Origin of the sequence: Pseudomonas sp. BS3767 (assembly GCF_900099665.1) — a bacterium.
In the GTDB taxonomy this organism is placed as follows: Bacteria; Pseudomonadota; Gammaproteobacteria; order Pseudomonadales; family Pseudomonadaceae; genus Aquipseudomonas; species Aquipseudomonas cerasi.
The window spans coordinates 155,450-169,497 of the sequence record NZ_FNCX01000004.1; the positions used below are offsets into that span (position 1 = coordinate 155,450).

Below are 14,048 nucleotides of genomic sequence, written 5' to 3' on the forward strand. Positions count from 1 at the left end.
CCAACCCGGCATCAGTCGGTCTCGTCTGCGTCTTTGACGTCGATCGTGGACAGGCTGAGGTTGGCGAACCGTACCGGGCCGTACGGTGAAGCCAGCCTTGAGTTTGAGAGCGAGAAGCGGAACGTGTTCGAAGGCGCCGACAGATTCACGAAGCATTTTTCAAGCGCTTCTCCGAACGTAACGTCGCCTGAAAAATGTTCCCACTCTTCAGTGGCGAGGCCAATGACCGGTGTCAGATTCAGCGCGCCCTCTTTGTTGTAACCTCCCACGGCTATAACAAAGAGCGCCTCGTCTAATTTCAGGTCTGCGCTATGCACATCGAACTCGATATGCAGGGTAGAGTCAGGCAGCGCATTGATAAATTGGCTTACGGTCACTCCAGTCGCATCCAGTTTGATGCTCTGCCCATCCCCTGCGGGCCAAGGCTTGAAGTCAGGATCAAAGCCCTCCGGTGCTGCCCAGTACTTGAGATCGTCGCTGAAGTTGCCGTTTTTCACGAATTCGGTCGCCATGATCAGTTCCTTTGATCGGTTCAAATGGATTCCATTGCCAGCCGCCTGCGTAGGCGGATGGGAGTCCATCCTAAGGCGCGTGAGTATTTGCCGATACTGTCAGAAGTAACAGCACGCGGACTGCACAGCGCCGGACATCACTGACGCCGCCAGACACTCGCCAGCCACGGCTGCTGCTCTCTCGGCAATCCGGCGGGGCGGTAGTAATGCTCCAGTTCGATAAAGCCGGCTTCGGTCAGCAATGTGCGCCATGATTCCAGGTCGTGATAAGCGCCGTAACGCTCGCCGTTCCAGCCTTCCTGATTCTCACCACGGGGGTTGGAGCTGAACAGCACGCCGCCCGGCTTGAGCGCGTCATGCAACTGACGCAGGACGCGCGGCAGCTCCTGTTTGGGGATGTGAAACAGCACCGCGTTGGCGAAAACGCCATCGAAGCGGCCGTGCGGCAGGTCGAGTCCGAGGAAGTTTTGTTGCAGCACTTCGCATCCGGTCTCGGCACGGGCCATCTCGGCGAAACGTTCGGACCCGTCGAGCCCGACCGCCACATGGCCCATCGCGGTAAACGTTTTCAGGTCGCGGCCCGGCCCGCAGCCGAAATCGAGAATCTGCCAGGGTGCCGGTCCTTCGATATGCCGCAGCAGGGCGTCGATATTCTGGCTGACGTCGTGGTCGCGGGTGCCTTCGCGAAAGTCGTCGGCCACGCGGTTGTAATTGTCGAGGGTCGCGGAGGTGATCTGCGCAAGGGTCTGTGGATCGAGTTTCATCAAGGGCGGTCCGGTAAAGGAAGACCGCCAATATACCCTCGCTGCGTTGCGGCTGCTCAGCGCCTGTCGAAGCTGCGTGCCAGCCTGTCCCCGCCCAGCTGCACCAGCGCGACGACCGCTACCAGCAAGACAATTACTGTCAACATCACCTGCGTGTCGAAGCGCTGATAGCCATAGCGATAGGCAATATCGCCCAGCCCGCCTGCGCCGATGGCACCGGCCATGGCCGATGAGTTGATCATGGTCACCAGCGTGATCGTAAAGCCGCCGACGATACCGGGACGCGCCTCCGGCAGCAGCACATGCCAGATGATATGCCAGCGCCGACAGCCCATCGCTTGCGCGGCCTCGACCAGACCATGATCGACCTCCCGCAGGCTCACTTCAGCGACCCGCGCAAAGAATGGCGTGGCGGCAATGGTCAGCGGCACGACGGCTGCCCATACGCCATACGTGGTGCCGACGATCATCCGCGTGAACGGAATCAGCGCGACCATCAGGATCAGAAACGGAATCGAACGAAACAGGTTCACGAAGCCACCCAGCACCCGGTTGATCCCCGGTGCTTCGTAGATGCCGCCTTTGGAACTGGTGACCAGAATCACTGCCAGCGGAATGCCCAGCAGCAGTGCGATCAATGACGACACACCGACCATCAGAAACGTGTCGAGGGTGCCTTGCAGCAAGCGATCAACCCACATAACCCAATACCTCCGCGCGTGGCGCCAGTGTGCGGGCGCGCGCCAGCAGTTCTTCCCGGCTGTGTGGCGAGCCGGCAACCGACAGAATGAGATGCCCGATGGGCCGTTCCTGAATCCGCTCGACGCCGCCCTGCAGCAATTGCACCTTGCCGCCCAGCGCGGCAAACAGCGCGGCCAGATCCGGCCCTTCGTCACTGACACCGGTGAAATGCACGTCCAGCAGCAGGGCCGCATCGGATCGTTGCGGCTGATCGCTCAGGCGCTCTGCCCACTCTTTCGGCAGCCCGGTTTGCAGCGGAGCCAGCAAGGTTTTGCTGACGTCGTGCTGCGGGTCGCCAAACACCTGCCATACCGGCCCCTGCTCGACGACTCGCCCCTGTTCCAGCACCACCACGCGGTGGCAGATATCACGGATAACCGCCATTTCATGGGTGATCAGCACGACGGTCAGGCCCAGGCGCTGGTTGATCTCGCGCAGCAGGCCGAGGATCGACTGGGTGGTTTCCGGGTCCAGCGCCGAAGTGGCTTCGTCGCACAACAGAATCGCCGGGTCGTGTACCAGCGCGCGGGCGATGCCGACACGCTGTTTCTGCCCGCCGGACAGTTGCGCGGGGTACGCCTTGTGCTTGTCCTGCAAACCCACCAGTTCCAGCAACTGCGCGACCTTGCGCGCGCGTTGCTCCTTGGGCACACCGGCGACCTTGAGCGGCAGTTCGACGTTCTGCCAGACGGTCTTGGCCGACATCAGATTGAAGTGCTGGAAGATCATGCCGATGCGTCGGCGTAGCTCCACCAGCTTGTCTTCGTCGAACTCGCCGATGTCCACCTGATCGATCAATACGCGACCGCTGCTCGGTTGTTCCAGGCGATTGATGGTGCGGATCAACGAGGATTTGCCTGCGCCGCTGCGGCCGATAATGCCGAAGATCTCGCCGCGCTGGACGGCCAGATCGATATTGCCCAGCGCCTCCACCGTGCCTTGCTTGCCGTGATAGGTCTTGCCCAGGTTGATGAAGCGCACATGCGCGCGATTCAGCTCCGGGTGCAGCTCGGCCTGTTGCGCCCGTTGACCTGCGCCCGCAGTGTCGAGTGGCCGTTGGCGTTGCGCGGTCGCAGTCATTCTTTCCACCCGGCCTGATAAAGCTTGCCGTTGACCTTGTCCAGCGAAGCGCGGACGACCGGCGAGTGCTGGTAAATGTCGACGAATTTCGCCAGCCGCGGGTCATCCTTGTGATCAGGCTTGATCACGAACTGAATCACGTATTCCGGGTGGTCCAGGCCGTCGAACAGGATCGCCGAGTCAGCGGGAAAGGTCTTGGCCAGACGGATGTAGGCGGGGTAGCCCTGCACCAGATCGGCATCGTCGTAGGCTCGCACCAGTTGCACGGCTTCGACCTGTATGAGCTTGAGTTTTTTCGGGTTGGCCGTGATGTCTTCTTCGGTGGCCTTGTAACCAACACCTTCCTTGAGCGTGATCAGCCCGGCCTTGGCCAGCAGTTGCAGGCCGCGTCCGCTGTTGATCGGGTCATTGGCGATGGCCACGGTGGCGCCGGTCGGCAGCTCATCGAAGCTTTTGTACTTTTTCGAGTACAGACCTACGTTGTTGATGATCCCCGGTGCGTAAGGCACCAAACCGAAGCCAGCGGCTTCGTTGGCATTGGTCAGGAACGGGATGTGCTGAAAGTAATTCACGTCGATATCGCCGGCAGCGAGGCTGACGTTGGGCGCGATCCAGTCGGTGAACTCGACCAGCTCGACCTTCAGGCCCTGCTTGCCAGCCTCTTCGGCAGCGGCTTCCAGCGGTATCGCGAAGGCTGCCGTGGTCCCGACTTTCAGGGGTTTATCGTCAGCGTAAGCGGTCAGGGTCAACAGGCCGATGGCCAGTGCAGCGAGGGTTTTGCTCATGATGTGGTCCTTTTAAAAATCCCTAAGTCTCGTTCCCACGTCTTGCGCTTATCGATCCTGTGGGAGCGAGCTTGCTCGCGAATAGGCCAGTGCAGCCACAGAGAGCAGGGCGTCTGGCCAATCGCTTTCGCGAGCAAGCTCGCTCCCACAAAATCTGTGTACAACGCCAAGCGCTTCAGCGTGGGTGCGCATGTCGTCACCAATTACGCTGGTGTGCATCCCCCCGCAGCGCATCGGTCCTGTGGGAGCGAGCTTGCTCCCGAATAGGCCAGTGCAGCCGCAGAAAACAAGGCGTCTGGGCAATCGCTTTCGCGAGCAAGCTCGCTCCCACAAAATCTGTGTACAACGCCAGGCGCTTCAGCGTGGGCGCGCATGTCATCATCAACTACGCCGGTGTGCATCCCACTTAGCGCATAGGCCCTGTGGGAGCGAGCTTGCTCGCGAATAGGCCAGTGCAGCCGCAGAAAACAGGGCGTCTGGGCAATCGCTTTCGCGAGCAAGCTCGCTCCCACAAAATCTGTGTACAACGCCAGGCGCTTCAGCGTGGGCGCGCATGTCATCATCAACTACGCCGGTGTGCATCCCACTTAGCGCATAGGCCCTGTGGGAGCGAGCTTGCTCGCGAATAGGCCAGTGCAGCCGCAGAAAACAGGGCGTCTGGCCAATCGCTTTCGCGAGCAAGCTCGCCCCCACAAAATCTGTGTACAACGCCAAGCGCTTTAGCGTGGGCGCGCATGTCGTCATCAATTACGCCGGTGTGCATCCCCCGTAGCGCATCGGCCCTGTGGGAGCGAGCTTGCTCGCGAATAGGCCAGTGCAGCCGCAGAAAACAGGGCGTCTGGCCAATCGCTTTCGCGAGCAAGCTCGCTCCCACAAAAACTGTGTACAACGTCAAGTGCTTCAGCATGGGGCGCATGTCGTCATCAAATAGGTCGGTGTGCATCCCCCGCAGCGCACCGGCCCTGTGGGAGCGAGCTTGCTCGCGAATAGGCCAGTGCAGCCGCAGAGAACAGGGCGTCTGGGCAATCGCTTTCGCGAGCAAGCTCGCTCCCACGAGACTTGTGTATAACGCCAAGCGCTTTAGCGTGGGCGCGCATGTCTTCATCAAATAGGCCGGTGTGCCGCTCCCCCATGCCGTTGCGGTAAACGGTCGGTGCCTTCCGGAAACAGTTTTTTGCGCAGGCTGCCTTCTTCGTAAGCGGTCTTGTATGAGCCGCGGCGTTGCAGCTCCGGGATCACCAGATCAATGAAGTCCTCGTAACTTTCCGGGGTGACGATGCGGGTCAGGTTGAAGCCGTCCAGGCCGGTTTCGGCGATCCAGGACTCCAGTTCGTCGGCGACCTGTTCGGGCGAGCCGATCAAGGTGATGTAACGGCCGCCCAAGGCGTGCTGGTCGAGCAGTTTCTGGCGCGTCCAGTCGTTGTTTTTCAGGTTCCTGGTCGCCGATTGAATGGCGTTGTTTTTCACGTACTGAATGGGTTCGTCGAGTTCATACTCAGAAAAATCGATGCCCGTGGACGCGGCGAAGTGCGCCACGCCGGCTTCGGCGCTGGCATGGCGGCGGTATTCGGCGTGCTTCTCCCGAGCCAGTGCTTCGGTGGCCGCGACGATCACGTTCAGGCCCATGAACACTTTGATGTCGTCCGGGTTGCGCCCGGCCTGCACGGCACTGGCGCGCACCTTGTCGACCTGCTCGCGGGTCGCTGCCTTGTTCTGCCCGCTGATGAAAACGCATTCGGCGTTCTGTCCCGCAAACTGCAGGCCGCGCTCCGAACTGCCGGCCTGAAACAGCACCGGCGTGCGTTGCGGCGACGGTTCGCAGAGGTGATAACCCTCGACCTGATAGAACTCGCCCTGGTGCCGGACCTTATGCACCTTGCCCGGCTGGGCGTAGACGCGCTGCTCGCGATCATTGATCACGGCATCGTCTTCCCAACTGCCTTCCCAGAGCTTGTACAGCACCTCCAGGTACTCGTCGGCCTGATCATAACGGCGGTCATGCTCGTTCTGCTCGCTGAGGCCCATGGCCCGCGCCGCGCTGTCGAGGTAGCCGGTGACAATGTTCCAGCCCACCCGGCCACGGCTCAGGTGATCCAGCGTCGACATGCGCCTGGCGAACAGATAGGGCGCGTCGTAGGTCAGGTTGGCGGTCAGGCCGAAGCCCAGGTGTTTCGTGACCCCTGCCATCGCCGAGACCAGCAGCAGTGGGTCGTTGACCGGCAACTGGATCGCCTCCTTGAGGGTAACGTCCACCGAGTTCTGATACACGTCATACACGCCCACGATGTCGGCGATGAACAGGCCGTCGAACAACCCGCGTTCGAGCAGTTTCGCCAGGTAAGTCCAGTACTCCAGGCTGTTGAATTGCGTCGAGGTGTCCCGTGGATGGGTCCACAGGCCATGGTTGATATGGCCGATGCAGTTCATGTTGAACGCGTTGAGGAGGATCTTTTTACGCGCCATCAGATCGTCCCCCGCAGGGGAGGATTAGTGTCGTTGAGGTAGTAATTGCCGATGGCGTGAAACTTCCAGCGTACCGGGTCGTGCAGCGTATGAACGCGCGCGTTGCGCCAGTGGCGATCCAGGCCGTGTTCCGCCAGCGTGGATTGACTGCCCGCCAGTTCGAACAGCGTGCTGCCGGCGGCCAGGGAAATCTCCGTGCTGATGGCGCGCGCTTCGGCCACGGCTATCGAGGCCGCGGCGACGGTTTCGTCATTGCTGTCGGCCTGAGCGACATCGAGAAACTCTCCGGCGCGCTCGAGCAGTGCTTCGGCGGCGTGCAGGCGAATACCCAGCTTGCCGAAGCTGTGCAGCGTCAGCGGGTCATCCACGGCCTTTTCAATACCCGAATCGATCCATGGCCGGGTACGCGTCCGCACGAACGTCAGGGCGTCCTCGAAGGCTGCGCGGGCAATGCCGGTGTCGATCGCCGCATGGAGAATCTGCGCCAGTGGCCCGACCGTGGTGGGGCGCTGGAAGGCGCTCTGGAACGGCACCACATCGCGGGCGCTGACATACACATTGTCGAACACCACCGAGCCGCTGCCCGTGGTGCGCTGCCCGAAACCGCTCCAGTCGTCGATGACGCTGAGCCCCTCGCTGTCATGCGGCACGAACACCAGTTGCTGCACACCCTCGTCGTCAATCACCGAGGTGGGAATGCGTTGCGCGTACAGCGCGCCGGTGGCGTAGAACTTGCGGCCGTTGATGCGATAACCGTCCCCGTCGCGGCTCAGGCGAGTGGTGCGGTCATGTGCGGTTCTGGTCCCCAGTTCGGCCAGCGCATTGCCGAAGCGTACGCCCGCCAGTGCCTCGGCGTACAAGCGCGCCTGTTGTTCCGGACTGCCGTTCACGCGCAGCACTTCCAGGGCGTAAAAGTGGTTTTGCGGAATCTGGCCCAGCGAGCCATCGGCTTCGGAAATCAGCTGGATCACCTTGGCCAGCGTGACATTGGAAACACCCGCGCCGCCGAAGGCTTGCGGCACACTGATGCCCCACAGACCGGACTGGCTGAACAGGTCCAGTTCGGCATGCGGCAAACGGCGTTCGCGATCGCGTTGCGCGCTGTCGGTTTTCAATTGCAGGGCCAGTTCGCGGGCTGTGTGCAGGGCCTGAGCGTCACTGGTGATCAGCGCTGCGTTAGCGCGCGCTTTTGGGTTGAAACTCATGAAGGGTGTTCTCCAGTGGTCTGGTTCAGATCCAGGAATGGCGAGCAGGCAGGGTGCCGTTCAAATGCCACGTGCCGACCGCGTGGTATTTCCAGCGCACCGGGTCATGCAGGGTGTGGACGCGCGCGTTGCGCCAGTGGCGGTCGAGATTGAACTCGGCCAGGGTCGCGCGGCTACCGGCCAGTTCGAACAGCTTCTCGCTGGCCAGCAGCGAGATCTCGGTGGTCAGGACTTTGGCCCGCGCCACTGCAATGGAGGCGCGGGCTGCCGATTGCTCATCGATAGGCGCAGCGCTGATTTCGTCGAGTTCCTGGCCCGCCTTGCGCAGCAGCGCTTCTGCGGCGTGCAGTTCGAGTTTCAGCTTGCCGATGTCGGCGATCACATAGAGGTCATCGCTGGCGCGCTCGACGTTGGCGTCGATCCACGGACGGGATTTCTCGCGTACAAAAGCTATCGCATCGTCGATGGCCCCGCGCGCTATGCCCGCATCGATGGCGGCCTGGATCAGTTGCGAAACGGCACCCTGAATGTTCGGCGTCAGGGACAGGCGCCAGTTATCGACCACCAGCCCGGCGTCCACCGGAACATTGTCGAGCAGCACCGTGCCGCTGGCGGTGGTGCGCTGGCCAAAGCCCGACCAGTCATCAACGATGCGCAGGCCCGGTGTGCCACGCTGGACGAAGGCCATGATCTGCCGCCCCTGGTCATCCAGCGCCTTGACGGCAACCCAATGCGCGAACAACGCGCCGGTGGAGTAGAAATTCTGTCCGGTGATGGCCAGGCGGTCGCCATTGGCGGTGATCCGTGCCTTGAGTTCCAGCGTGTTTTTGGTGCCGCGCTCGGGCCCGGCGTTGCCGATGCGCCAACCGTCCAGCACGCTCTGGAACAGTGTTTTCTTCTGTTGCTCGGTGGCGCTGCCCTGCAGCAGATGCAGAATGCCGAACTGGTTTTGCGGAATTTGTCCCAGTGCCGGGTCGGCAGCAGAAATGATCCGGAAGACTTCAGCCACTGTGACGAACGATACTTGCGGGCCGCCGTATGCGCGCGGGACGGAAATACTGCCCAGTCCGCTGCGAGTGAACTGTTCGATTTCAGCCCATGGCAAGGCACGTTGTCTGTCACGATTGGCAGCATTGATCTGTGCGGCTGCGGCCAGTTCATGGGCTGCTGCAATGGCTTGCGCGTCGTTTTGCAACACGGTGGCCTTCAGCAGGCGGGGAGCAGCGTCAGGCTCTTGTGAAGCCTCGACGCGTTGGGTCGCTACCGTCGCCGGATCAGACTCGCGTCGCTCACCGTCAATCGATACGACCCTGGGTTTATCCACAGGGGTAGTTGTGAAAGGGACCATCGGAACCTCGTAGCAGTAGGCCGCATCAGGTGCGGCTGGAAAACATCACGATGTCCGGTGGTCCGGTGCATATACCCTAAGCGTGTATAAAAGTTTTTAAAACGTGCTTTTTGGAATAAGCATAGACAGTTATTGTCAGTCGCCAATGCCGCTTCATATCCTCACCTCGCGTAACGCACGATGTTAGACGTCTGCGCAGAGCCAAGTACGGATGAAACACGGCGTATGCCGGAGCGACGTTGAACTTTCTTACACGCGTGGCCAATGTTTAATGCAGGTAATGAGCGTGAATAACTAACGCTTCGTTTTTAGAATGGTCCGTGCGGTGTTGTCCATTGAACAGTATTGTCGAGTGATGCGGTTTGTCCGACTTGCCGTCGTCAGGCATTCAATGGCCCAGCGGTTGGATCCTTATTATTCGGGGTGGCGCCCAGAGCGAGTTGTTGCCCACCCGGTCGATAACACAGTAACTCACTTCCAGCCGTTGTTCGTCTCCGCCTTCGCGTATCAACTCAGGCGGTACGACCAGGTCGACCGGCTCACCGATATCGTCGGCAGTGAGCGGCGGCATGTCCATGCGCAGATCACCCCAGCGCACGGTGATCTCGTCGTGAACAGCCATGTTCAGATAAGGCTCGATGGTCATCGGCAAGCCGCCTTCCAGGTGCCTGCGCGAGAGTCCGTGGCGTATGACCGATGGCGCAACATAGAGTGGCGCCAGCCCCTGGTTTTCTTCCGTGTTGGCGCTGACCAGCCGCCCTCCCGGTGCGTTCAGCTTGACCCATAGCTTGCGGCAGGGCGAGGTCACAGGCACTCCGCCTATCTTCATGACCCGGTAGTAAGTTCTCGCCTTGCCATTCTGCAGAAAACTTTCCGGCACACGTAGGACGACAGGCTTGCCGACGTCGGATGCCTTCAAAATTGTTGACGCGACGTAACAGCCGTCCCAGAACAGTTCGATCAGATCGCCCTCTTCCATGCTGCCATAGGGTTCAACATGAACAACGAGTTGAGAGGCGTTCCTCACGCCTATGCCATGTCGGCTGGCCAGCGGAACAGAAGGGATAGGCAAGCCCAAGGGGCTGGCGTTGCAAGTATTTTGACGCATGTCGGGGTACTCCAGATAATCAATGGTTCAAGTAAAGAATCGTCATAAGTTGTCATGTTCAAGTAATGAAGTGTGCGTTTCAGGCAGGGGGATAATTACCTTAAATATCCAAGCTATGGCAAACATTACAAACGGTATTAAAGGTGTGCTTGAAACTTTACTGCCCCACTGAAATGCGTGAAGTAGGTGAGCTAATGGGCTTTGCGGGAACTTGTCAATGTGCGAAGTGCATTTAAGGACTGTTTACTTGAAAACCGGATACTTCCTACGCTGTGTGTTTGGAACCGTTGACTCCTCACGAAACAACCGTCCTACCACAAAGTATCAATGGCAACAGGCCGTAACCGACAGCAGAGTGTCCGGAAGGGAAAGTCTGGCAACACGGACGCGCAGTGGCGCGCCCGGCTACGAATCAAGGAGCAGGAAGAACGTGGGCTAATTTTATTATTTCGATGATTTTTCGGGAAATTACGCGGGAATTCAGCAAGGATATTGAACGATTAATCCTTCCGGAAATGTAAGAAAAAAGCAGCGCCGCTGGATGGACGCTGCTTTTTGCAGATGCTGATCGTCCTGATCAGGAGCGGGTACGCTCAAGAAACTGCCTGGTGCGTTCTTCTTTCGGGTCGGCGAACAGCGCCTTGGCTTCGCCTTGCTCCACGATCACTCCCTTGTCGATGAAGATCACCCGGTTGGCGACGTCCCGGGCAAAGCTCATCTCGTGAGTGACGATGACCATGGTGCGGTTCTCTTCAGCCAGCGCGCGGATGGTGGTCAGCACCTCGCCGACCAGCTCCGGGTCCAGAGCCGAGGTCGGCTCGTCGAACAGGATCACTTGCGGCTCCATCGCCAGCGCCCGTGCAATCGCCACGCGCTGTTGCTGCCCGCCGGAAAGGCGTCGCGGGTAAGCGTCTTCCTTGCCGCTCAGGCCGACCTTGGCGAGCAGCTTTCTGCCCAGCGCCTCGGCGGCTTCGCGGGCCACCTTCTTGACCACCACCGGACCTTCGATGACATTTTCCAGTGCGGTGCGATGCGGAAACAGATTGAAGTTCTGAAACACGAACCCGACCTGCTGACGCAACTGGCGGATCAACCCCTGTTGCTGGTTCATGGAGCGGGTGCCATCAATCTCGATGTCACCGACCTTGATCCTGCCGCTGTCAGGCGTTTCCAGCAGATTCAGGCAGCGCAGCAGGGTGGTCTTGCCCGAGCCGCTGGGCCCGATGATGGCCACCACTTCCCCGGCTTCGATACGCAGATCGATGCCCTTGAGCACCTCATTGCCCTTGAATGCCTTGGTGAGTTTTTCAACCACTATCATGTGTCAGGTCTCCAGATCGTGCCGGTTGACCCTGGCTTCCAGCTTGTTTTGCAGGTGCGAGAGCGCCGTGGCAAGGATCCAGTAGATCAGTGCAGCGGCCAGGTACATGGTGAAAATTTCGAAGGTGCGTGCGGTGATCAACTGCGCCTGACGGAACAGCTCCGGCACCTGGATGGTGGCTGCCAGCGCCGTGTCCTTGACCAGCGAGATGAAGCTGTTGCCCAGTGGCGGCAATGCGGTGCGTGCGGCCTGCGGGAGGATCGCCCGACGCATGGTCTGCCAGCGGGTCATGCCGATACTGGCCGCGGCTTCCCACTGGCCGCGCTCCACCGAACTGATGGCCGCGCGCAGGATTTCGCAGGCGTAAGCGGCCATGTTCAGGGAAAAACCGATCAGCGCAGCGCTCAGCGGTTCGAGCTGGATACCCAGCTCCGGCAGGCCGTAATAAATCACGAACAGCTGCACCAGCAAGGGCGTGCCGCGAAAGAACGACACGTAGATGCGTGCTATCCAGTTCACCGGTTTGATGCGCGAGAGGCGCATCAAGGCCAGGCCGAAGCCCAGCAGCAAACCGAAAAACATCCCGCCAATACTGAGGAAGACGGTGTAGTACGCGCCCTTGAGGAGGAAGGGCGCGGAGTCCAGCGCGAGCTGAAGGCTCTCTTCAATCATTTGGTGACGTCAGCGTTGAAGTACTTTTCCGACAATTTCTTCAGCGTACCGTCGGCACGCAGCTTGTCGATGGCCTTGTCGATGGCCGCCAGCAATTCAGGCTCGCCTTTGCGCAGGGCAATGCCCGATTCCTGGCGGGAGAATGCGTCGCCTGCAGGGACGAGTTTGTTTTTCGTTTTGGCAGCCATTTCCAGGGCGGCCAGACGGTCAACGAGGATCGCATCGATACGACCTACACTCAGGTCCTGGATCTTGCTCGGGTCATCGTCATAGGTTTTGACGATCGCGCCCGGAACGTTCGCCTTGAGCCATTCCTCGTAGTTGGTGCCCAGGCCCACACCGACCTTCTTGCCGGTCAGGTCTGTGGCTGTCTTGATCTTGTCTTCGTTCGTCTTCAGAACCAGCGCCTGAATGCCGGACACGGTGTAGGGTTCGGAGAAGTCGTACTTCTTCTTGCGCTCGTCGGAGATGGTCACCTGGTTGATCACCACGTCCAGACGCTTGGAGTCCAGAGCGGCCAGGATGCCATCCCATTTCGACGGCTGGATCTTGGCCTTCACGCCCAGTTCCTTGGCCAGCGCTTCGGAAAACTCGACTTCGAAGCCGGTGAGCTTGCCGCTCTCATCGACGAAGCTGAACGGTGGGTAAGTGCCTTCCAGGCCTACATTGAGCGTACCGCTGTCCTTGATTTTCTGCAGTTGCTCGCCAGCCATGGCTTGCCCGGCGATACCGGCATTGAGCATCAAGCCCATTGCCGAGAAAAGAAACGTACGACGAATAGCGGAAATGTTCATGCAAGCCCCTTGTTGGTATGGAAGTGTCTGGCCATTTTCTGACCCGACTCAAGCAACTTCGTGCTGATTATTCAGCTTTTTTTCAGGCAGTTACGTCAGGTGTAAGGTTAAGCGTTGTGGTCTGCCGGGCGCGACTATATAGCCATCAGCTTATGAGGAAAAATAACAAAAAAAGTTATTTTCCCTCCACAAAAGCATAAAGGACCCGTTGGCTGAAACGTCACTGGTCGAACGCATCCGGATAGGCAAACAGCGCTGGCGCACCGCCGGTGTGCAGAAAGATCAGTGGGCCGTCGTTAAAGCGTTGACGACCGATACCATCGAGCAGACCGGACATGGCCTTGCCGGTGTAGACCGGGTCGAGCAACAGCCCTTCGTGGCTGGCCACCAGCTTGATGGCTGACAGCGTGCCGGCATTCGGTTCGCCATACCGTGGCGCGAAATACTCATCCCACAGTTCGACCTTGAAGTGTTGGGGCAACGGAGCGCCGAGCAACTCTGCGGTGCGCTCGGCCAGGCCCTGAACCTTGGGCAACTGTGCTTCTTCACTGCGCGACACGGTCACGCCGATGACCGGCAATTGCGGCAGCTCGTGAGCCAGAGCCAGCGCCAGACCGCTGTGCGTGCCGGCACTGCCGGAGGCCAGAACGACGGCCGCAAACTCGATGCCGGTCTGCTTGATCTGCTCGGCCAGTTCCAGCCCCGCGCGCACATAACCCAGCGCCCCCACCGGGCTCGAGCCACCGATGGGCACCAGATAAGGCTTTTTGCCGCTGGAACGCAGGCGTGCTGCCAGGGCGTGCAGTTGCTCGTCGGCGTTGTCGAGGTTTTCCACCAGCTCGACCTTGGCATCGAACAGCTCCAGCAGCAGGCGGTTGCCGTTTTTCAGGTAACTGGGGTCTTCGGTGCCGATGGGGTTTTCCAGCAGCGCCACACAGCCCAGGCCCAGGCGCGCGGCCAGCGCTGCGGTCTGGCGGACATGGTTGGACTGGATGGCCCCGGCGGTGATCAGTGTGTCGGCACCCTGGGCCAGCGCATCGGCGGCCAGGTACTCGAGTTTGCGCACCTTGTTGCCGCCCAGGGCCAGCGTCGTGGTGTCATCCCGCTTGATGTAGATATCACGATCTGCCCAGACCGACAGGCGCTCGAGCTTTTCCAGAGCCGTTGGCGCGCTGATCAGGTCCAGGCGATTGAAGCGGGCAAGCTGATTTTTGATCATGGTGGTCGATAAGCCGTGTAAAGAGTCAGCGGACTA

Annotated in this window: 13 protein-coding genes; all 13 read right to left on the reverse strand. The window is 60.0% G+C overall.

Annotation, left to right across the window (positions count from 1 at the left end; translation table 11 throughout):
- Window positions 1-11: 11 nt before the first annotated feature.
- Window positions 12-512 (reverse strand): hypothetical protein, encoded by a 501-nt coding sequence (locus BLR16_RS13720; protein WP_003432318.1) that lies wholly within the window; start codon window positions 510-512, stop codon window positions 12-14.
- 137 nt (window positions 513-649) lie between these two features.
- Window positions 650-1,276, reverse strand: coding sequence for a class I SAM-dependent methyltransferase (locus BLR16_RS13725; RefSeq protein WP_074806628.1), 627 nt, complete (start codon window positions 1,274-1,276; stop codon window positions 650-652).
- 56 nt (window positions 1,277-1,332) lie between these two features.
- The gene (locus tag BLR16_RS13730; protein WP_044308745.1) at window positions 1,333-1,977 is read right to left on the reverse strand and encodes a methionine ABC transporter permease; all 645 of its coding nucleotides are present in this window, start codon (window positions 1,975-1,977) and stop codon (window positions 1,333-1,335) included.
- Window positions 1,967-3,097: a methionine ABC transporter ATP-binding protein gene (locus BLR16_RS13735; RefSeq protein ID WP_054081246.1), complete on the reverse strand. Its 1,131-nt coding sequence runs from the start codon at window positions 3,095-3,097 to the stop codon at window positions 1,967-1,969. The genes BLR16_RS13730 and BLR16_RS13735 overlap by 11 nt, the downstream gene beginning before the upstream one ends.
- Complete coding sequence (locus BLR16_RS13740; RefSeq protein WP_074806632.1) at window positions 3,094-3,882, reverse strand: MetQ/NlpA family ABC transporter substrate-binding protein; 789 nt, start codon at window positions 3,880-3,882, stop codon at window positions 3,094-3,096. Before BLR16_RS13740 ends, BLR16_RS13735 begins: the two co-directional genes overlap by 4 nt.
- Before the next feature lie 1,104 nt (window positions 3,883-4,986).
- Entirely contained in the window at window positions 4,987-6,345 is a 1,359-nt protein-coding gene (locus BLR16_RS13755) for an LLM class flavin-dependent oxidoreductase (protein ID WP_074806637.1), read from the reverse strand.
- On the reverse strand, window positions 6,345-7,550 hold the full coding sequence (locus BLR16_RS13760; RefSeq protein WP_003432325.1) for an SfnB family sulfur acquisition oxidoreductase: 1,206 nt from the start codon (window positions 7,548-7,550) through the stop codon (window positions 6,345-6,347). Before BLR16_RS13760 ends, BLR16_RS13755 begins: the two co-directional genes overlap by 1 nt.
- A 25-nt stretch (window positions 7,551-7,575) precedes the next feature.
- Window positions 7,576-8,898: an SfnB family sulfur acquisition oxidoreductase gene (locus tag BLR16_RS13765; RefSeq protein WP_092194316.1), complete on the reverse strand. Its 1,323-nt coding sequence runs from the start codon at window positions 8,896-8,898 to the stop codon at window positions 7,576-7,578.
- A gap of 388 nt (window positions 8,899-9,286) precedes the next feature.
- Window positions 9,287-10,006 carry a hypothetical protein gene (locus BLR16_RS13770; RefSeq protein ID WP_092194318.1) on the reverse strand — a complete coding sequence of 240 codons (720 nt, stop codon included), beginning with the start codon at window positions 10,004-10,006 and terminating at the stop codon, window positions 9,287-9,289.
- A gap of 577 nt (window positions 10,007-10,583) precedes the next feature.
- Entirely contained in the window at window positions 10,584-11,327 is a 744-nt protein-coding gene (gene tcyN, locus BLR16_RS13775; protein ID WP_080484305.1) for an L-cystine ABC transporter ATP-binding protein TcyN, read from the reverse strand.
- 3 nt (window positions 11,328-11,330) lie between these two features.
- On the reverse strand, window positions 11,331-11,999 hold the full coding sequence (gene tcyL / locus BLR16_RS13780) for a cystine ABC transporter permease (RefSeq protein WP_003341471.1): 669 nt from the start codon (window positions 11,997-11,999) through the stop codon (window positions 11,331-11,333).
- On the reverse strand, window positions 11,996-12,793 hold the full coding sequence (gene tcyJ / locus BLR16_RS13785; protein WP_003432330.1) for a cystine ABC transporter substrate-binding protein: 798 nt from the start codon (window positions 12,791-12,793) through the stop codon (window positions 11,996-11,998). Before tcyJ ends, tcyL begins: the two co-directional genes overlap by 4 nt.
- 220 nt (window positions 12,794-13,013) lie before the next feature.
- Window positions 13,014-14,012 carry a D-cysteine desulfhydrase gene (locus tag BLR16_RS13790; protein WP_003432331.1) on the reverse strand — a complete coding sequence of 333 codons (999 nt, stop codon included), beginning with the start codon at window positions 14,010-14,012 and terminating at the stop codon, window positions 13,014-13,016.
- Window positions 14,013-14,048: the final 36 nt, after the last annotated feature.

Bases quoted from the DNA above. Each gene is read 5' to 3' on its own strand.
- BLR16_RS13755 (WP_074806637.1), bottom strand. From the start codon at position 6,345: ATGGCGCGTAAAAAGATCCTCCTCAACGCGTTCAACATGAACTGCATC.
- tcyJ (WP_003432330.1), bottom strand. From the start codon at position 12,793: ATGAACATTTCCGCTATTCGTCGTACGTTTCTTTTCTCGGCAATGGGC.
- BLR16_RS13730 (WP_044308745.1), bottom strand. From the start codon at position 1,977: ATGTGGGTTGATCGCTTGCTGCAAGGCACCCTCGACACGTTTCTGATG.
- tcyL (WP_003341471.1), bottom strand. From the start codon at position 11,999: ATGATTGAAGAGAGCCTTCAGCTCGCGCTGGACTCCGCGCCCTTCCTC.
- BLR16_RS13735 (WP_054081246.1), bottom strand. From the start codon at position 3,097: ATGACTGCGACCGCGCAACGCCAACGGCCACTCGACACTGCGGGCGCA.
- BLR16_RS13740 (WP_074806632.1), bottom strand. From the start codon at position 3,882: ATGAGCAAAACCCTCGCTGCACTGGCCATCGGCCTGTTGACCCTGACC.
- BLR16_RS13760 (WP_003432325.1), bottom strand. From the start codon at position 7,550: ATGAGTTTCAACCCAAAAGCGCGCGCTAACGCAGCGCTGATCACCAGT.
- tcyN (WP_080484305.1), bottom strand. From the start codon at position 11,327: ATGATAGTGGTTGAAAAACTCACCAAGGCATTCAAGGGCAATGAGGTG.
- BLR16_RS13770 (WP_092194318.1), bottom strand. From the start codon at position 10,006: ATGCGTCAAAATACTTGCAACGCCAGCCCCTTGGGCTTGCCTATCCCT.
- BLR16_RS13790 (WP_003432331.1), bottom strand. From the start codon at position 14,012: ATGATCAAAAATCAGCTTGCCCGCTTCAATCGCCTGGACCTGATCAGC.
- BLR16_RS13765 (WP_092194316.1), bottom strand. From the start codon at position 8,898: ATGGTCCCTTTCACAACTACCCCTGTGGATAAACCCAGGGTCGTATCG.
- BLR16_RS13725 (WP_074806628.1), bottom strand. From the start codon at position 1,276: ATGAAACTCGATCCACAGACCCTTGCGCAGATCACCTCCGCGACCCTC.
- BLR16_RS13720 (WP_003432318.1), bottom strand. From the start codon at position 512: ATGGCGACCGAATTCGTGAAAAACGGCAACTTCAGCGACGATCTCAAG.